Origin of the sequence: Micromonospora sp. U56 (assembly GCF_018070095.1) — a bacterium.
Lineage (GTDB): Bacteria > Actinomycetota > Actinomycetes > Mycobacteriales > Micromonosporaceae > Micromonospora > Micromonospora purpureochromogenes.
On record NZ_JAGPYL010000150.1, the window covers coordinates 1 to 14,005 of the forward strand.

Annotated in this window: 13 protein-coding genes and 1 pseudogene; 7 read left to right on the top strand and 7 right to left on the bottom strand. The window is 66.3% G+C overall.

Features of this window, described 5'->3' with window-relative positions; translation table 11 throughout:
* Positions 1-4,364, top strand: a 4,364-nt coding sequence (locus KBX37_RS30350; RefSeq protein WP_210779295.1) for an RHS repeat-associated core domain-containing protein, incomplete at its 5' end; no start/stop codon positions are given.
* A gap of 215 nt (positions 4,365-4,579) precedes the next feature.
* Entirely contained in the window at positions 4,580-4,909 is a 330-nt protein-coding gene (locus KBX37_RS30355; protein ID WP_210779296.1) for a hypothetical protein, read from the top strand.
* Between the two features lie 445 nt (positions 4,910-5,354).
* Here the strand turns inward: KBX37_RS30355 and KBX37_RS36145 are convergent, their stop codons facing one another.
* From KBX37_RS36145 to KBX37_RS30370, 4 genes and pseudogenes are all read right to left on the bottom strand, one after another.
* Positions 5,355-5,777, bottom strand: coding sequence for a transposase (locus tag KBX37_RS36145; protein ID WP_374103928.1), 423 nt, complete (start codon positions 5,775-5,777; stop codon positions 5,355-5,357).
* Positions 5,778-5,830: 53 nt separating this feature from the next.
* Positions 5,831-6,106: pseudogene (locus tag KBX37_RS36150) on the bottom strand (transposase family protein); the annotation flags it as partial.
* A gap of 133 nt (positions 6,107-6,239) precedes the next feature.
* Positions 6,240-7,703 (bottom strand): NF041680 family putative transposase, encoded by a 1,464-nt coding sequence (locus KBX37_RS30365; RefSeq protein WP_210779297.1) that lies wholly within the window; start codon positions 7,701-7,703, stop codon positions 6,240-6,242.
* A 285-nt stretch (positions 7,704-7,988) separates the two neighbouring features.
* Positions 7,989-8,447, bottom strand: a complete 459-nt coding sequence (locus KBX37_RS30370; RefSeq protein ID WP_210779298.1) for an Lrp/AsnC family transcriptional regulator — start codon at positions 8,445-8,447, stop codon at positions 7,989-7,991.
* A 94-nt stretch (positions 8,448-8,541) separates the two neighbouring features.
* Between KBX37_RS30370 and KBX37_RS30375 the strand changes: the two genes are divergently transcribed.
* Together KBX37_RS30375 and KBX37_RS30380 are read left to right on the top strand one after the other, a co-directional pair.
* The gene (locus tag KBX37_RS30375; RefSeq protein ID WP_210779299.1) at positions 8,542-9,393 is read left to right on the top strand and encodes an LLM class flavin-dependent oxidoreductase; all 852 of its coding nucleotides are present in this window, start codon (positions 8,542-8,544) and stop codon (positions 9,391-9,393) included.
* On the top strand, positions 9,390-9,815 hold the full coding sequence (locus tag KBX37_RS30380; protein ID WP_210779300.1) for a nucleoside deaminase: 426 nt from the start codon (positions 9,390-9,392) through the stop codon (positions 9,813-9,815). Before KBX37_RS30375 ends, KBX37_RS30380 begins: the two co-directional genes overlap by 4 nt.
* Positions 9,816-10,042: 227 nt before the next feature.
* Here KBX37_RS30380 and KBX37_RS36155 read toward each other — a convergent pair whose 3' ends face one another.
* Complete coding sequence (locus KBX37_RS36155; protein ID WP_374103929.1) at positions 10,043-10,171, bottom strand: tyrosine-type recombinase/integrase; 129 nt, start codon at positions 10,169-10,171, stop codon at positions 10,043-10,045.
* A gap of 29 nt (positions 10,172-10,200) precedes the next feature.
* On the opposite strand from KBX37_RS36155, the gene KBX37_RS35045 reads away from it, so the two are divergent.
* Complete coding sequence (locus KBX37_RS35045) at positions 10,201-10,641, top strand: hypothetical protein (RefSeq protein WP_247659299.1); 441 nt, start codon at positions 10,201-10,203, stop codon at positions 10,639-10,641.
* A 210-nt stretch (positions 10,642-10,851) separates the two neighbouring features.
* Here KBX37_RS35045 and KBX37_RS30395 read toward each other — a convergent pair whose 3' ends face one another.
* Both KBX37_RS30395 and KBX37_RS30400 read right to left on the bottom strand, forming a co-directional pair.
* A complete protein-coding gene (locus KBX37_RS30395) occupies positions 10,852-11,220 on the bottom strand; it encodes a hypothetical protein (protein ID WP_210779302.1) in 369 nt (122 codons plus the stop codon).
* A gap of 7 nt (positions 11,221-11,227) precedes the next feature.
* A complete protein-coding gene (locus tag KBX37_RS30400; RefSeq protein WP_210779303.1) occupies positions 11,228-11,443 on the bottom strand; it encodes a hypothetical protein in 216 nt (71 codons plus the stop codon).
* A gap of 1,045 nt (positions 11,444-12,488) precedes the next feature.
* Between KBX37_RS30400 and KBX37_RS30405 the strand changes: the two genes are divergently transcribed.
* The gene (locus tag KBX37_RS30405; RefSeq protein ID WP_210779304.1) at positions 12,489-13,124 is read left to right on the top strand and encodes a hypothetical protein; all 636 of its coding nucleotides are present in this window, start codon (positions 12,489-12,491) and stop codon (positions 13,122-13,124) included.
* Positions 13,125-13,281: 157 nt separating this feature from the next.
* Positions 13,282-14,005: hypothetical protein (locus KBX37_RS30410; protein WP_210779305.1), on the top strand; the 724-nt coding region annotated here is incomplete at its 3' end.

Consider the following 14,005-nt stretch of genomic DNA (forward strand, 5'->3'; position numbering starts at 1 on the left):
CCGACCGGCTCGGCCACCCGACGACGTTCGGCTACGTCGACCCGGACGCCACCAACAACATCCAGACGACGGTCACCGACGCCGAGAACCACGCCACGACCTACCTGCAGGACGGCTACGGCCGGCCCATCGAGACCACCAACGCCAAGAGCCAAACCACCAAGCTCGGCTGGGACGACGACCACAACGTCACCCGGCTCGAGGAGGCCAACACCGCGGTCTCGACCTGGGCGTACGACGCCAAGACCGGTTACCCGACCGAAATCAAGGACGCCGAGGCGGTCAAGAACGGCACGTCGGGCACGATACTGGCCTACCAACGCCAGCTCAACGGATACGTCGCCGACCTCACCGAAAAGACCAGCCCCGAGGGACGCAAGCACACCTTCGGGTACGAGGCCGACGGTGACGTGTCGTGGGTGGTCGACCCAATCGGCAACACCACAACGGCGACCGACGACTACAAGACGTCCTACACCTACGACGCGTGGGGCCAGCTGCTGACGGCTAAGGACGCCAATGGCAGCGTCACCACCAACAGCAATTTCGACCCGAACGGCTACCCACAGACCATCTCAGACGCACTGAGTAAGCAGACGAAGTTCGTCTACGACGTCCGCGGTCAGGTCACGACGGTCACCGACGCGCTCAACCACGACACCACCCAGACGTACGATACCTTCGGTCGCAAGCTCGAACAGACGACCGCGAAGGACGAGTCGCAGGGGCAGTTCATCACAACCCCTGCTCCGGTGTACGACGCGAACGGCAACGTCAGTCGTACGACGGGGCCCAACGGTGCTGTAGTCAGCTACGCGTACAGCGAAGCCGATCAGGTTGTGTCAATGACGGCGCCGAAGAACACCGACACCGAGGCCGCAAGGGTGACGACCTATACCTACGACAAGGTGGGTAACACGCTGACGACTACAAAGCCGAAGGGAAACCAGACGTCAACGGCCGGGGACTACGTCACCACCAACACGTACGACGAGATCTACCAGCTCGTCGCGGTCGTCAATCCCACGGGTGAGCGGGTCAGCTACGAGTACGACAACGTCGGGAACGTGTCCGTCGTGGTGGATCCGCGGCGCAACGCGACGACGGACACGATGGACTACGCCAACAAGTACACCTACGACCTCGCGCACCGGGTTGTCAGCGCCATCGATGCGGCTGGAAAAGCGGCCACCGACACGTACGACAAGGACGGCCTAGTGACTGCGGTCGTAGACAAGGCTGGTAGCAGGGCAACAATCAAACACAACGCGCGCGGCGACGTGATCGAAGTAAGGGTTCCGCACGAGAATTCGGGCGGGGTGGTAACCGACCGGGTCACCCGTTACGAGTACGACCAAGTCGGGAACCGCACAAAGACGATCACGCCGCGGGGCGTTGCCACCACGGACGACGCGGATGACTTCTCGACGGTCAACATGTACGACGCGCTGAACCGGGTCAAGGAGACACAGAGCCAGTACGACAGGGACGACCCGCGGTATACCGCTCCTGACAAGACCACCTACACCTACGACGCGGTCGGGCGCATGGTCAAGGTGAGCGCACCCGCTTCGCAGGGTCAAACTGTCCGCAACGACACCACCTACACCTACTACGACAACGGGTGGGTGCGCAGCAGCATCGACCCGTGGGACATCGCCGACTCGTACGACTACAACGAGGTCGGACAGCAGAAGTCCCGCACGGTGATCTCGGCGGGTGGTTCATCGAGCCGAACGATGAGTTGGGGCTACTACCCCGACGGGAAAATCAAGTCCCGCACCGACGACGGGGTGCCGGTCGGCAAGCAGGTGGACCTGGTCGACAACGCGGATGCGAACAACGCCTCCAGCACAGGCACGTGGACGGTGGCGGGTTCCGCACCTGGTCAGTACTTCACCGACTACGCGACCGCTCCCGCCGGGACCGGTGGCAAGACCTTCACCTGGCGCACCAACATCCGCCAGACCGGCACGTATGAGGTGTTCGTCCGATACCCGCAGGTGGCCGGTGCGGCGTCGGACAGCAAGTTCACGATCAAGCACAGCGTTGGCAGCACCGTGAAGACGGTCAACCAAGCGACGGGCTCGGGCACCTGGGTGAGCATCGGGTCCTACGCCTTCAGCGAGGGAGGGGCGCACGACATCACCCTGACCGACCAGGCTACGGGAACGGTGGTGGCCGATGTGGTCAAGCTGGTCCGTGACAACTCCGCAGACCTCGACAACGAGAAGCATGACTACATGTACGAGTACGACGCGAACGGAAATGCGGCCGTCATCCGAGACAACTCGCTAAGCGCCGGCGTCGACACGTACCAGCTCGCCTACTCCATGTCCGACCAAGTAATCAAGACGCAGGAACTGAAGTCGGGTCAGTTGGCCGGGGAAACCTCCTTCACGTACGACGAGAACGGCGCCTCCAAGACGGTTTTGAGCAACATGGCCTTCTGGTCCTACGAGTACGACCCTCGCGGGGCCGTCTCCAAGATCACGACCGGCAAGTCCGCTTCGGATCCCGCTCCGGAGGTCACGACCTACACCTACACCGACCGGGGCGAGCGGCTCAAGGAGGTGAAGGCCAACGGGAACGTGGTCGAATACTCGTACTTCATGGATGGGTTGCCGAAGACCGCAGCCGAAACCAAGTCGGACGGCACTGTCGTCGCCCAGCACACACTGCAGTACGACCTGAACGGTAACCGCACGCGCGACGTTGTCAAGCTCATGAACGCCGACGACCACGGCGCCTACCTGAACGCGGCCACCGACTACACATACGATCCGCGCGACCGAGTTTCCCAGGCCACGAGGACCGGAGACGCGGCTGGCACGGAGTCCTACGTTCATGACGCAAACGGGAATGTCGTGAGCCAGGTGGTGAACGGAACGTCGTCAAGCCTGACGTACGACCGGAACCGACTCGTCGGTGTCACCGCCGGAACAGTGAGTTCCTCCTACAACTACGATCCGTTTGGGCGCCTTGACGTGGTGAATGCGGGCGGCCAGCTCGTTGAGCGCACCGTGTACGACGGCTTCGATCATGTAGCCGAGAAGCGCCGGAACGTCAACGGCGCCATGTCCGTCTCCAGGTACACATACGACGCGTTCGACCGGACGACGAGCCGAACGACGGGCGTCGGCTCCGGCAACGAGAAGGACGTGTCCTACAACTACGTGGGCCTCTTCGGGGAGGTCGTGAACGAGTCCACCGATAGGCAGGTCACCAAGTCCTACCAGTACGCGCCGTCAGGTGAGCGACTGTCGCAGACGAAGCACAACGCTGACGGCACAGAAGAAAGCGTCTTTTACGGGTACAACGCGCACACGGATGTCGAAGGGATCACGGACCAGTCCGGCAACACCAAGGCGACCTATGGCTACACGGCATACGGCAAAGACGATGCGGCGCAGTTTACCGGCGTCGACAAGCCGAGTGGGTCCGGAACGTTCGACTCGTACAACGCTTACCGCTTCAACGGGAAGCGCTGGGACTCGGCCGCCGGCTCGTACGACATGGGATTTCGTGATTACGATCCGGGTCTCAACCGCTTCCTGACTAGGGATACCTACAACGGCGCCATGAATGACATGCGCCTCGGGCTGGACCCGTGGACCGGCAACCGCTACGCCTTCGCCGGCGGCAACCCGATCTCACGTGTCGAGTTGGACGGACACTGTCCGACGAATGCCGACGGTGACGGCTGCTCTTCCGAGCCGAGCGATAGGCGTGGCGGTGACGACAGCTGGGGCGTCCGAGACGACGGAGTCTCCGAAGGCGGCAGGACTCCCGATGACCATGGTGACTGGCTCGACACGGACTGGGCGGGTCTCGCGATCCTGCAGCGCTACCTCAGAGGAGGAGATGACTGGCGGATCACGAACGACCCCGCGTGGAACAAGTACATGATGCAGAACAGGATCCTGAGCGATCAGCTGCTGCCGGTCATCACGGAAGTGGCTGGGAAGGCCTTGGGGGCCTACCGCAGTAGTGGTATGCGGGAGAACTTCTTCTATAAGCAGTTCCATATCAACATCCAGAATGGCGAGGGATTGGTCGGCTACGAGTATCTCCACGGAACCAACCCGGACGTAGGAGACTTCCAAGTCGGCGCTTTCACCTCTTCCTATTGGGGGGGATCCTCCGGAGGTACGGTCGAAGTTTTCGGTCAGTATACGTGGAATGACATCATCGATCCGAACTATAATTACACGACGGATCAGCAGAAGAACCAGTGGGCGGAGATCATTTCGTTCGGTATGGCGGATCCCTACAACATTCACATTACGTGGCACGCGTTGACAATTGTGATGTTCAATGCCAGCGCTGATGTATCCAACGTCGTAGGGTACCCGGCCTCCTGATCGAGGGGTCGGCTCTCGCGTGTAAAAAAGGTGTGGTGTGAGTGGAGTCGGGGCCGGTGAGCTGGCCTCGGCTCCACCTACGGTGTGGCCACGCACGGCCGCTCTATGAATCGACCCCGTTGGGGTCCGCCAATTCGGGCTGGTGTATTGTCAGCCGTCGCTGTAGGATCCGTGCCCTGCAGTTTGATTGCCGAGCACCGGTGGAGGGTGTCCTGATGGCTGGCCAGCGACGTATTGGTGAGGTGTTGTGGACGGCCCTGTTGCTTCTTTGGGGTCTGGCCCTTTTTTTCGCGGTCGGCTTGATCGGTGCCGTCAGATCTCTGGGCTGCGACGAGGGCTGCGCAAGGGGTGAGGACTGGGGATGGCTTGCGCTTGGGATCAGCTCCCTGCTGGGACTGATCTCCATGCTGCTATTCGTTCTGCTCAGTTGGTTGCTCAAAGGCCGCAGACGTCGCTTCCTGGCCTTCGCAAGCGTCGCTATGCTGGTAGCCAGCATTGTTGGCGTGGTGGCGCTTTTGTCGCTTGACGACGGTCGAGGGGCGTAAGGGCTCAGGGCGTTCGCAAGGTAGAGATATGCCCGTTCTAGGCGATTTCTAGTAGTTGTAGGGATCGGTGTGGGTTCCGGCTGCCGGAGGGTTGGTGCGATGGATGTGACGCCGGTCAGGCGGAGCAGGCTGATCGCGGTGTTGCGTAGGGCGGCCAGGGCGCGGGGTGCGTTGCCGGTCCGCAGGCGGCTGGCGTCTTCACGGTAGGTGGTGTCGCGGATGTGGTGTAGTACCTCGATGGACCAGATGACCTCGTAGCCAGTCGGCCAGCTCAGCGGGTTCGGCCTGGTCGGCGGTGAGGTTGGTGATCGCGTAGATGGTGACGGTGGACCAGCGGCCGTTGGCCGGGTTGTAGCGGCGGCGTCGGATCCGTAGGGCCTGGCTGGCGTGGGGGAAGTCCAAGGCGAGGGGGCCGAGGCAGGTGATCGCCTGCAAGCGGCGGATGTCATGGCGGCCGTGGCCTCGGTCGTGGGTGGCGTCCAGGACCGGGATCTTCGCCCATGGCAGGGTTTTGACCTGCCGATACAAACGCGGCTGGTTGCGCTTGACGACGAAGACGTAGCCGGCCTTCTTGTCCTCGATCAGCCAGCGGGCGTGCTCGCGCCGGGGTATGCAGTGCGTCCGCCGTGATGATCGCCCCGGCCAGGTCGAGGGTGTCCAGCATGGGCGCGAACCTGGTGATCTCGTTCGTTTTCCCATCGACGTCGCTCTGGGCGAGAACGATCCCGTCGCGGTGATCCACGGCGGCGAGCAGATGGACCTGGGCGCCAGCCGGACCGCTGCCATGCAGGGTCTTGCCATCTTCTTGCCATCCACGGCGATCACCCACCGGCCCGAGCCGCCGGAACCTGCCCGGCTGATCAGCCATCGGCACATCGCGGCGTCCAGGGCGTCGGCGTCGATACCGGCCAGGACCCGGCCCAGAGTGCTGTCATCAGGCACTCTGCGGGCGCCAGTGAACCGGTCCCGGGCCGCCCCGAGACGGTCCCACACCGCGTCCGGCAGATCCGCGGCCCACTCGGTGATCTCGACGACCCGGCTCTGCCCCGAGGCCACCGCCGCGACCGCGACCGCGAGCAGACCCGGCAATGGATGGATCCGGCCCCGCCGGTCCCGCGGGTCCGGCACCTGCGCCAACACCTGCAACAACCCCGGCGCGTCCGGCTCCGCCAGAGTGGGGGGAGGCCAACGTTCCACCTGGTTGATCGTACGTATTCAGCTTGAGGTGTTCGGCTGAGCAGCAGGGCAGGGGCATTCGCAAGATCGAGATATGACCGGATGGTCGGTTGTGGGGTAGTCGCGCCGGCTCCGGTTGGTACTAGCTTGATCTTTAACCTGTGCGGCGTGGGCGGGGATTGACGGGCTGCGTCTTCTTTGTAGCCGGTGTCTTGGCGTTCGTGGTGGTCGCGGTGTGGACGTCGTAGCGCGGGGTGGGGTGGTTGTTGCGGCGGCCGGTTGGCCGCCCTGGTCCTGGCCGGGAGGGTTTGGGTGCACCGGCCGGACTGGTGGCCTTCGCGCGCAGGTGCCGAAACCCTCGGCGGACGCGGGCGGGTGACAGACGCTGCGGTGGTGCGGGTTTCTCCCAGGGGCGGCGCAGGTCGGCGGTGAGGGCGCGGGCGAGGCGGAGTTGGGTGTAGGCGGCGAGGATCAGCCAGGTCCATCGGTCGGCTGCTTGCGGGCTGCGGGTCTTGGGGCAGGTCCAGCCGAGGGTCTGTTTGAACAGGCGGAACGTGTGTTCGATGTCGAAGCGGCGCAGGAACGTCTGCCAGAGCAGGTTCACGTCGTCCGGGGTGGCGTCGACGCCGGACCACCACAGCCAGACCGGCTTCGGAGTCGCGCCGCTGGGTAGATGGTCGACCTCCAGACGGATGACGGTTCCCTCGATGACCGGCAGCACCTTCGTCGAGTCGATCCAGGCGGATCGGTGGGTCAACCGTGGGTGCAACCGGTCCCAGGCTCGGGCCCACGCCGTGCCGTAGAGCCGGGTGTCGGCGACGGTGGCTGCGTCGGGCTCACCCCAGGTGGTGGGATCGCCGAAGACGAACTCGCCGCCGTGACGGGGTGGCCGGCCGATCGTCCCGGGCTGGCGGGCTGGCACTGCTCGGCGTAGTACCCGGTCTGAGCGCATCCGGGCGAGGACCTGAACGGGCAGATCGGCCAGGAGGAACGCAAGTCGGGGTGCGTCGTAGCCGGCGTCGGCCACGACCAGGATGTCCAGGTCCCCGGGCCGCCACTGCCCGGCCGCGATCAGCCGCCCCACGATGTCTCGCAACTGCCCGGCGGTGACCGTGGCCGCATCATCACCAGGCGCCAGCCGCACCGCGTCCAACGGCGCGGTCCACGAACTGCGGCCCGACTCGAGGGCCACGACCATCGAGTACGGCCAGCCCGGGATCATGATGGTCTGGTCCTTGCCGCGGCCGTAGGTGTGACACAGGATTCGCTGCGGTGAGGTGTGCGCGTCCGGCCGCAGCCAGCAGGTGATGTCGACCGCCAAAACGAGACGACCGTCAGCTGCCCGCGGCAACCGCACCGCCGCGAGGCAGGTACGCAACCGATCGACATCCAGTCGTCCGCAGGCGAGGGCGTCATACAACGCCCCGTGACCCCGACGGTGCTCACCCACCAGCGACAACTCCACCAGCGACCGGACCGGCCCGTCGGCGCACAACACCGCGTCCGCCAGGTCGAACAACGCATCAGCCCGAGCAGTCAAACAGTCATAGAACTCTCGCCGGAACCTGTCCAGCTCCCCGACGGCATCAGCCGGACGACGGTCATGCACACTGGTCACCAGAACAGCCCTTGGTTATTGATGCTCTTCCCTAGACAAGAAGATCATCAACCAAGGGCTGTTTCCGTCATCGATCGGGGTCCCCACAGGACCTCAGGGGTTAAAGATCAAGCTAGGAGATCGCGGTCTTGACCTTGGCGTCCAAGCGCACGGTGACCGAGACGTCCGCGCCCGACTTGAGTGCCGCGGCCGGGGCGCAGCGGAATGACCTTCCGTACGGGCGAGCGGAACGCGGCAGAAGCGGATGTCCGCGAGGTTCAGCCGCGGGGGGCGTTCATACACCGGTCACGAGCGGGGCGGCGTCAGGCGCGGGCCGCGATAGGGCAGGGTGGCGCTGTAGACCACGTTGGTGGTGGTGCTGCCGAACCCGGCGAGATCGTTGACGACCTGTTCGAGGTGCGCCATCGACGTCGCGGCCACCTTCAGCATGTAACAGTCGTCTCCCGTGGTGCGCAGGCACTCCAGAATCTCCGACCGTCGCTCCAGTAGTCGGTGCAGCGGTTCGTGCCGGCTGCCGGGGTACTTCAGCCGGACCACCGCGAGCACGGCGAAGCCCGCCTTGGGCAGGTCGACCTCGGCGCGGTAGCCGCTGATCACACCGATCGCCTCCAGCCGCCTCACCCGTTCGCTGGTGGCCGACGCGCTCAGCTTGACCCGGCGGCTGAGCTCGGTGATCGGCAGGCGGCCGTCGCCCTGCAACTCGGTCAGGATGGCCCAATCGACAGCATCAAGATTCTCGGCCATCGGGCCAATCTACCGGCGGATCCACGGCAAAGGCCAGCGAAGGCAGGGATCACGGTGTTCACACGCCGGGTTCACGCTGGCTAGCGTAGGACCCGTGCAGATTGGCGTGAACGTGCCGAACTTCGCTCCGGGTACCGACCCGGAGGTGCTGCGACAGTGGGCGCAGACGGTCGAGGGGCTCGGCTTCGACCTGCTGATGGTCTCCGACCACATCGCGGTGACCCCGGACGTGGCCGAGCAGTATCCGGCGCCCTTCTACGAGCCGTTCACCACGCTGTCCTGGCTCGCCGGGGTGACCCGGCGGGTCCGGCTGGGCACCACGGTGCTCATCGTCCCGTACCGGCACCCGCTGCTCACCGCCCGGATGGCGGCGAACCTCAACCGGCTCAGTGGCGGCCGGCTCGTCCTCGGCGTCGGCGTCGGCTGGGCCCAGCAGGAGTTCGAGGCGCTCGGCGTGCCGTTCCGGCAGCGCGGCGCGCTGACCAACGAGTACCTGGGCGCCATGTGCGACGCCTGGCGGAACACCGACGACTACGACACGGGTGCGATCCCGATCTGGGCCGGCGGCAACAGCGACGCCGGCATGCGTCGCGCGGTACGGCTCGGTGACGCCTGGCACCCGCTGCGGTTCACGCCAGGATGGCTGGCCACGGCGGCTGGGCGGCTGAAGGCCACGGCCGACGAACTCGGTCGCCCGGTGCCCGCGTTGGCGCCGCGCATCGCACTCCGGGAGACCCGTGAACCAATCACCGACCCGGACCGGCTCGCCGGTGTCGGCACCATCGAGCAGATCATCGCCGACATCGATCAGATCCGTCTGCTCGGCGCGGAGACGGTGCTGCTCGACCCGTTCAACGGCGACCTGACCGAGATCCGCCAGCCCGAACGCGCCTGGCAGACACTGGCGGCCGTGGCCGCTCACCACAAATCCCAGGAGGACCGATGACCCCCGACGACGAAAAATTTCTCCGCCGTGCCCTGGAACTCGCCAGCCAGGCCGGGGCGTCCGGCGAACGGCCGTTCGGCTCGTTGCTGGTCGGTGCGGACGGCACCGTCCTGATCGAGGACCACAACACCGTGGTCTCCGACTCGGACATCACCGCCCATCCGGAACTGAAGCTGGCCCGCTGGGCCGCTCGGGAACTCGCCCCCGAGGTGGCGGCCGGGACCACCATGTTCACCAGTTGCCAGCCCTGCCCGATGTGCGCGACCGCGATCAACCGATCCGGCCTCGGCCGGGTGGTGTACGCCCTGTCCACCGAACAGTTCGAGGAGGTCAAGCCGGCCACTCCGCCGCTGCCTCCGGTGCGGTACGAGGGGCCGGCGCTGTTCGACGAGGCGCGCCAGCCGATCGACAACTATTACTAATTAGAGCGCATCGGAGTGCCTGGTAAGTAAGGGTTTCAGGTGTGTTGGTGGCGGGCGAGGCGGTGACGATGACCATTGGACCATTGGGGCGTGGTAGTCGGGTAGCCGTTCGTAATCGTGCCGAGAAAGCGCGGCGGACCCCACGGTCCGAGTGATCCGCCCCGAGGAGGCTCATCAGTGAGCCTGACGGGCTACCGCTCATCGGCCAGATCCGCTCGTTGTGCCCGCTACGTGCGCATGGTCGTACGCGGATCGGCGTGACGGGCCGCGATCTGCACGTCGCGTAGGCTCACGCCGGCGTCGAGCATGGTCGTGACGAAGGTGTGGCGCAGCATGTGCGGGTGCACCCTCGGCATCCGGGATTCCGGCGCTAGCAGCGAGATGCTTGAGCCGGCGGGTCGCGCCGTGCCGGTCCATCCGCGTCGCCGGCATCGAGCCTTCCCTGGCACGCTTCGCCGCGACGCATGCCAGTTGGGGGACGACCGCCGTCGAGCTCGAAGACCTGCTCGTCAGCCTCGCCGACAAGATCTGGAAGGCCAAGCGCGTCCCCGACCTCGAACAACTCGTCGTCGACCGGCTCGCCGCCGCTTCCGGGGAGGAGCCCTGGCAGGCATTCCTCAACCTCGGTACCGCTGACGGTCCGACAGGCAGGCATGGTGACGGCCAGCGAGGCCACGGTGCACGAGACCGTGGTGAGGGCGATGGCGGTCGGCTACTCGGAAGTGGGCACGGGGACCAGGTCGTGCTGGCCGCCGGCGTCATCGCCGAGCCCGCCATAGACCTGGGCGTCCATTGGCGATCCTTGACAAGCCGGATGCCGGCCTAGCTGAACGGCGTTTTGGTTAGTGCTCGATGTTCACCAGGTTCGTGCCCCGTCGCACCTTGGCCTGGTCAAGTCGCAGACGCAGCAGGAAGGCGAGGGTGCGCGCCTGGCCGGCGGACAGGAGGAAGGTCATGTCCGCCAGGCTGACGACGAGAGTGGGCGGTGCACCATCTGGTGTCTCGACCAAAGCGACGTGGACCGGCTGCGAGTCAGTCACTCGGACGATCCGCTTGGGGATCGTGAGGGCGGGAGCAGGTCGGCGAGGGTGGTGGGCCGACGGTGGGGCGACTCGATGGTGATACGTCCGATGGCAATGTGCCAGCCAGGGGCGACCTGGTTGGCGGCGGAACGGACTGCCCGGCCGGCGGCTATGGGGGCAGTGGTGATGTCGTCGGCCTTGACGGTCAAGGTCACCTCGCAGCACTGCGTCTCGGTGATGCCGCTGACGGTCGTGGCGAGAATGCAGTCCGACCGCTGCTGTACCTGCACCAGTTGGTTCCGCAGGCGGTTGACGAATGCCGGGAGTGAGGCGTCGCCGGGTGGGGTGATCCGGAGGATGAAATTGGCGCGGAAGTCCGGCACTCCCGGCTCACCCACCCTCGCGGTGGTGGCGGGTCTCGGCCGCGCTGTGGGCTATCGGTTCGAGGAGGGCCGGGGCCTGTTCGCCGATGGCGGGTTCGCCTCTGCCCGCTGCCGTCCCGGTAGCGACGTGGTCCATCTCAGCGTCGGTGAAGCTGCCGAGGTCGACGGTGCTGCGTTGCATGGGCAGGTCTTCCGGGCACGAGTCGAAGCCGGGCGTCGTCATGGGAGGGACGATCCTCGATGGGGCAGTGTGTGGCGCGAGCGGCTCACCGGGGACGGTGGGCGTGGTTGGCCGCGCGGGATCGCGGCGTAGCCGGGCCGGTGGCAGCGTTCGATCGACGGTTGCCACTCCGGCGGCGAGGGGGACATGACGACTCCTAGCGCGACTCAGCGCAAGTAGTCCGCCCGGACGATGCCGACGGCTCGCATCTGGCGGGGGCGAATACGTCGCAGGACGGCTGGGGCAGTTCGGCCGCCAGCCAGATCAACGCGGCGTTACGCGCGGGCCGAACTTCGATGCCGTGCTGCCGTCGGCGGACTCGCATCCCAGCGGCGGAGACAGGTCTTCCCGCCTGCCGCCCTGGGAAGCGCCACTCGGGTGGTTCGGTCGAGAACGAGGGCGTCCGTCGGTAGCCGCGCGGGTAGTGCGTCCAGGAGCTGGCTCAGTGCAGGCGGGTTGATCGCCCGGTGCCTGGACGGTGAGGTAGCGGCGCCCGGGTCCTCGGTGAGCTGGTCGGTGCGCAGCTCGATGATCCGGATCATCGGCAGTCCGTAGAACAGCAGTGCGCTGGCGGCGCGGACGTCGACCGCCATGGCGGTGTGTCGGAGGGTGCCTGAACGGTCACTCCGGGCACAATCGCAGGCGTTGGGGTGAACGAAGGCCGTTCCATCGGAGGTGCCTGTTGTTGCGGTGTCCAGGCCGGCTGGCTCGGTGGACGCTGCGCGGCGCTCTCCTGATCGGAGGCGTGGTCGGTCTTTGGGGTTTTCACGAGGCGGTTGCGGATGACGCTGCTCGGGCCGCCGGGCCCACGGCGTCCTGCACCCTCGGCAACCTGCTCAGCGCAGGCGGGACCCTCCTCGGCGGCTCCCTGGAGTGTGAGCCTTTCTCGCCCACCGGCGCTGCGATGGAAAGCCCGTCAGACCGCGTCGGCGGGGAGATAACGCTCGCAAGCTGGGGCCAACTGGCGGGCCTGGACGTACCGGTGCGAATGCCGACGGATGAGCGGTCGGCGAGTGTGCAGATTGCAGTAGGCCAGGTGGTGGACCCGATGGCAGCCGCCGACGCCGAAACGGTCGTCGAGAAAGCCACCTCGGCGACGCGTCCAGTGGGCCTGGCGTCGCCCGTCGTGGAAGAGTTCGGCGGGACGGGCCTGCTGGAGCCGGTCGGCACTGTCGTCCGGGCAGTGACCGAGCCGATCGTTGACGTTCTACCGCCCGCTCTGGCGCCGGTGCTCGGCCTGATCCAGCCGATCATCGGCTTACCCGCCGCACCGTCGACGCCTCCCGCCGGCCCCGCCGTCGACACGCCGCCGTCGACGGACGAGGCGCCGCCGGTCGCGACGCCCACCACGATCGTCCGGCCCGTACCACCGATGGTTGCGGTCCAGGCGGCAGCCCCGGGGGCGGCGCGGACGTCCGTGACAGCAAGCCTTGACCCGCGGTCGCCGAAGGCGGTCGGGACGAGTCACGTGCAGTGGGCAGGCGACCTGGTCCACACCCCCGGGTTGACTCAGGGCGCTCCCGCCAACGCCGCCGGCCACGGCTCCGCCGCCGGCGGGACAGGAATCCCGGCTGACGCTTCGCCGCGCTCCTGGGCCCCGGCCCTGCAACCTGCCGGCGCTTACGTCACCGGATGCGAGACGCTCCCGAGCCGCTCCGGTCAACCGGGCACCAGGCCCGCCTGAGCAAATCCGGCACCCTCGCCCGAGGCGGGACAGCCGCGACCACCATTCGCCCACACAGGCACCGTCATCAACGCTGCCACCTGGGCTCCGGTCCCGCCTGCACGGCCCTGCGGAACCGCCTCTACCCGTACCACTCCTGGCTTCATCGGCACGGTTCGTGAAGGAGAAGCCGTCTTTGCTTCCGGGCGTCATGACGTCCCAGAACTCTGCACAGCCGGCGACAACGCCATTGCTGAGCAACCGCACCTGCTACCCGGAGAACCGCGTGATCAACAACCTGCCCGTCTGCCGCGCCCATTGGCACGACATCCCCCACATCGTCGATCTGGTCGTCGGCCCCTTCGCCGACAGCGCGATCGGCGCATGGCTCGTACCCGACGAACACCGCCGACGCGACATCCTCAGCGCCGTCGTCCGCGTCTGGACCGAACACGCTCTGCTGTTCGGCGAGGCCTATTTCCTGCAGGATCGTTCCGCCGCCTCCGTGTGGCTGCACCGTTACGGTCCCCTCTCCCCGCCAACCGCGTACGGCGAGCGGCTCGCCGTCGCCTGCGCCGAATACGTGGACCGCTTCCTGCACCTCGACGACGTTTTGCACACGCACCGACCCCGCGGTCCGCACAACCACCTAGCGTTCTTCACCGTCGCGCCAAAGCCGTACCGGGTCAGGCGTGCCAGAACCCTGCTCGCCACCAGCAACGCTCGAATGGGCCAGGCGCTGCTGCCCACCTATACGGAGGTGACCACTTTCGCCGACCGAGACCTGTTCGCACGGCATGGCTACGTCCCCCTCGAACCCTTCACCCTCCCGGACGGCAGCGCCCCCTATCCCATGTGGCGCACTCCAAGGCAGCGTCGGCCCCGCGACCGCTCATCCAGGG

Excerpts from the sequence above, each read along its gene's own strand:
- KBX37_RS30355 (WP_210779296.1), top strand. The coding sequence starts at position 4,580 with ATGGCTGGCCAGCGACGTATTGGTGAGGTGTTGTGGACGGCCCTGTTG.
- KBX37_RS36145 (WP_374103928.1), bottom strand. The coding sequence starts at position 5,777 with ATGGCTGATCAGCCGGGCAGGTTCCGGCGGCTCGGGCCGGTGGGTGAT.
- KBX37_RS30370 (WP_210779298.1), bottom strand. The coding sequence starts at position 8,447 with ATGGCCGAGAATCTTGATGCTGTCGATTGGGCCATCCTGACCGAGTTG.
- KBX37_RS30380 (WP_210779300.1), top strand. The coding sequence starts at position 9,390 with ATGACCCCCGACGACGAAAAATTTCTCCGCCGTGCCCTGGAACTCGCC.
- KBX37_RS36155 (WP_374103929.1), bottom strand. The coding sequence starts at position 10,171 with ATGCCGAGGGTGCACCCGCACATGCTGCGCCACACCTTCGTCACGACC.
- KBX37_RS30400 (WP_210779303.1), bottom strand. The coding sequence starts at position 11,443 with ATGACGACGCCCGGCTTCGACTCGTGCCCGGAAGACCTGCCCATGCAA.
- KBX37_RS30405 (WP_210779304.1), top strand. The coding sequence starts at position 12,489 with ATGGCAGCCGCCGACGCCGAAACGGTCGTCGAGAAAGCCACCTCGGCG.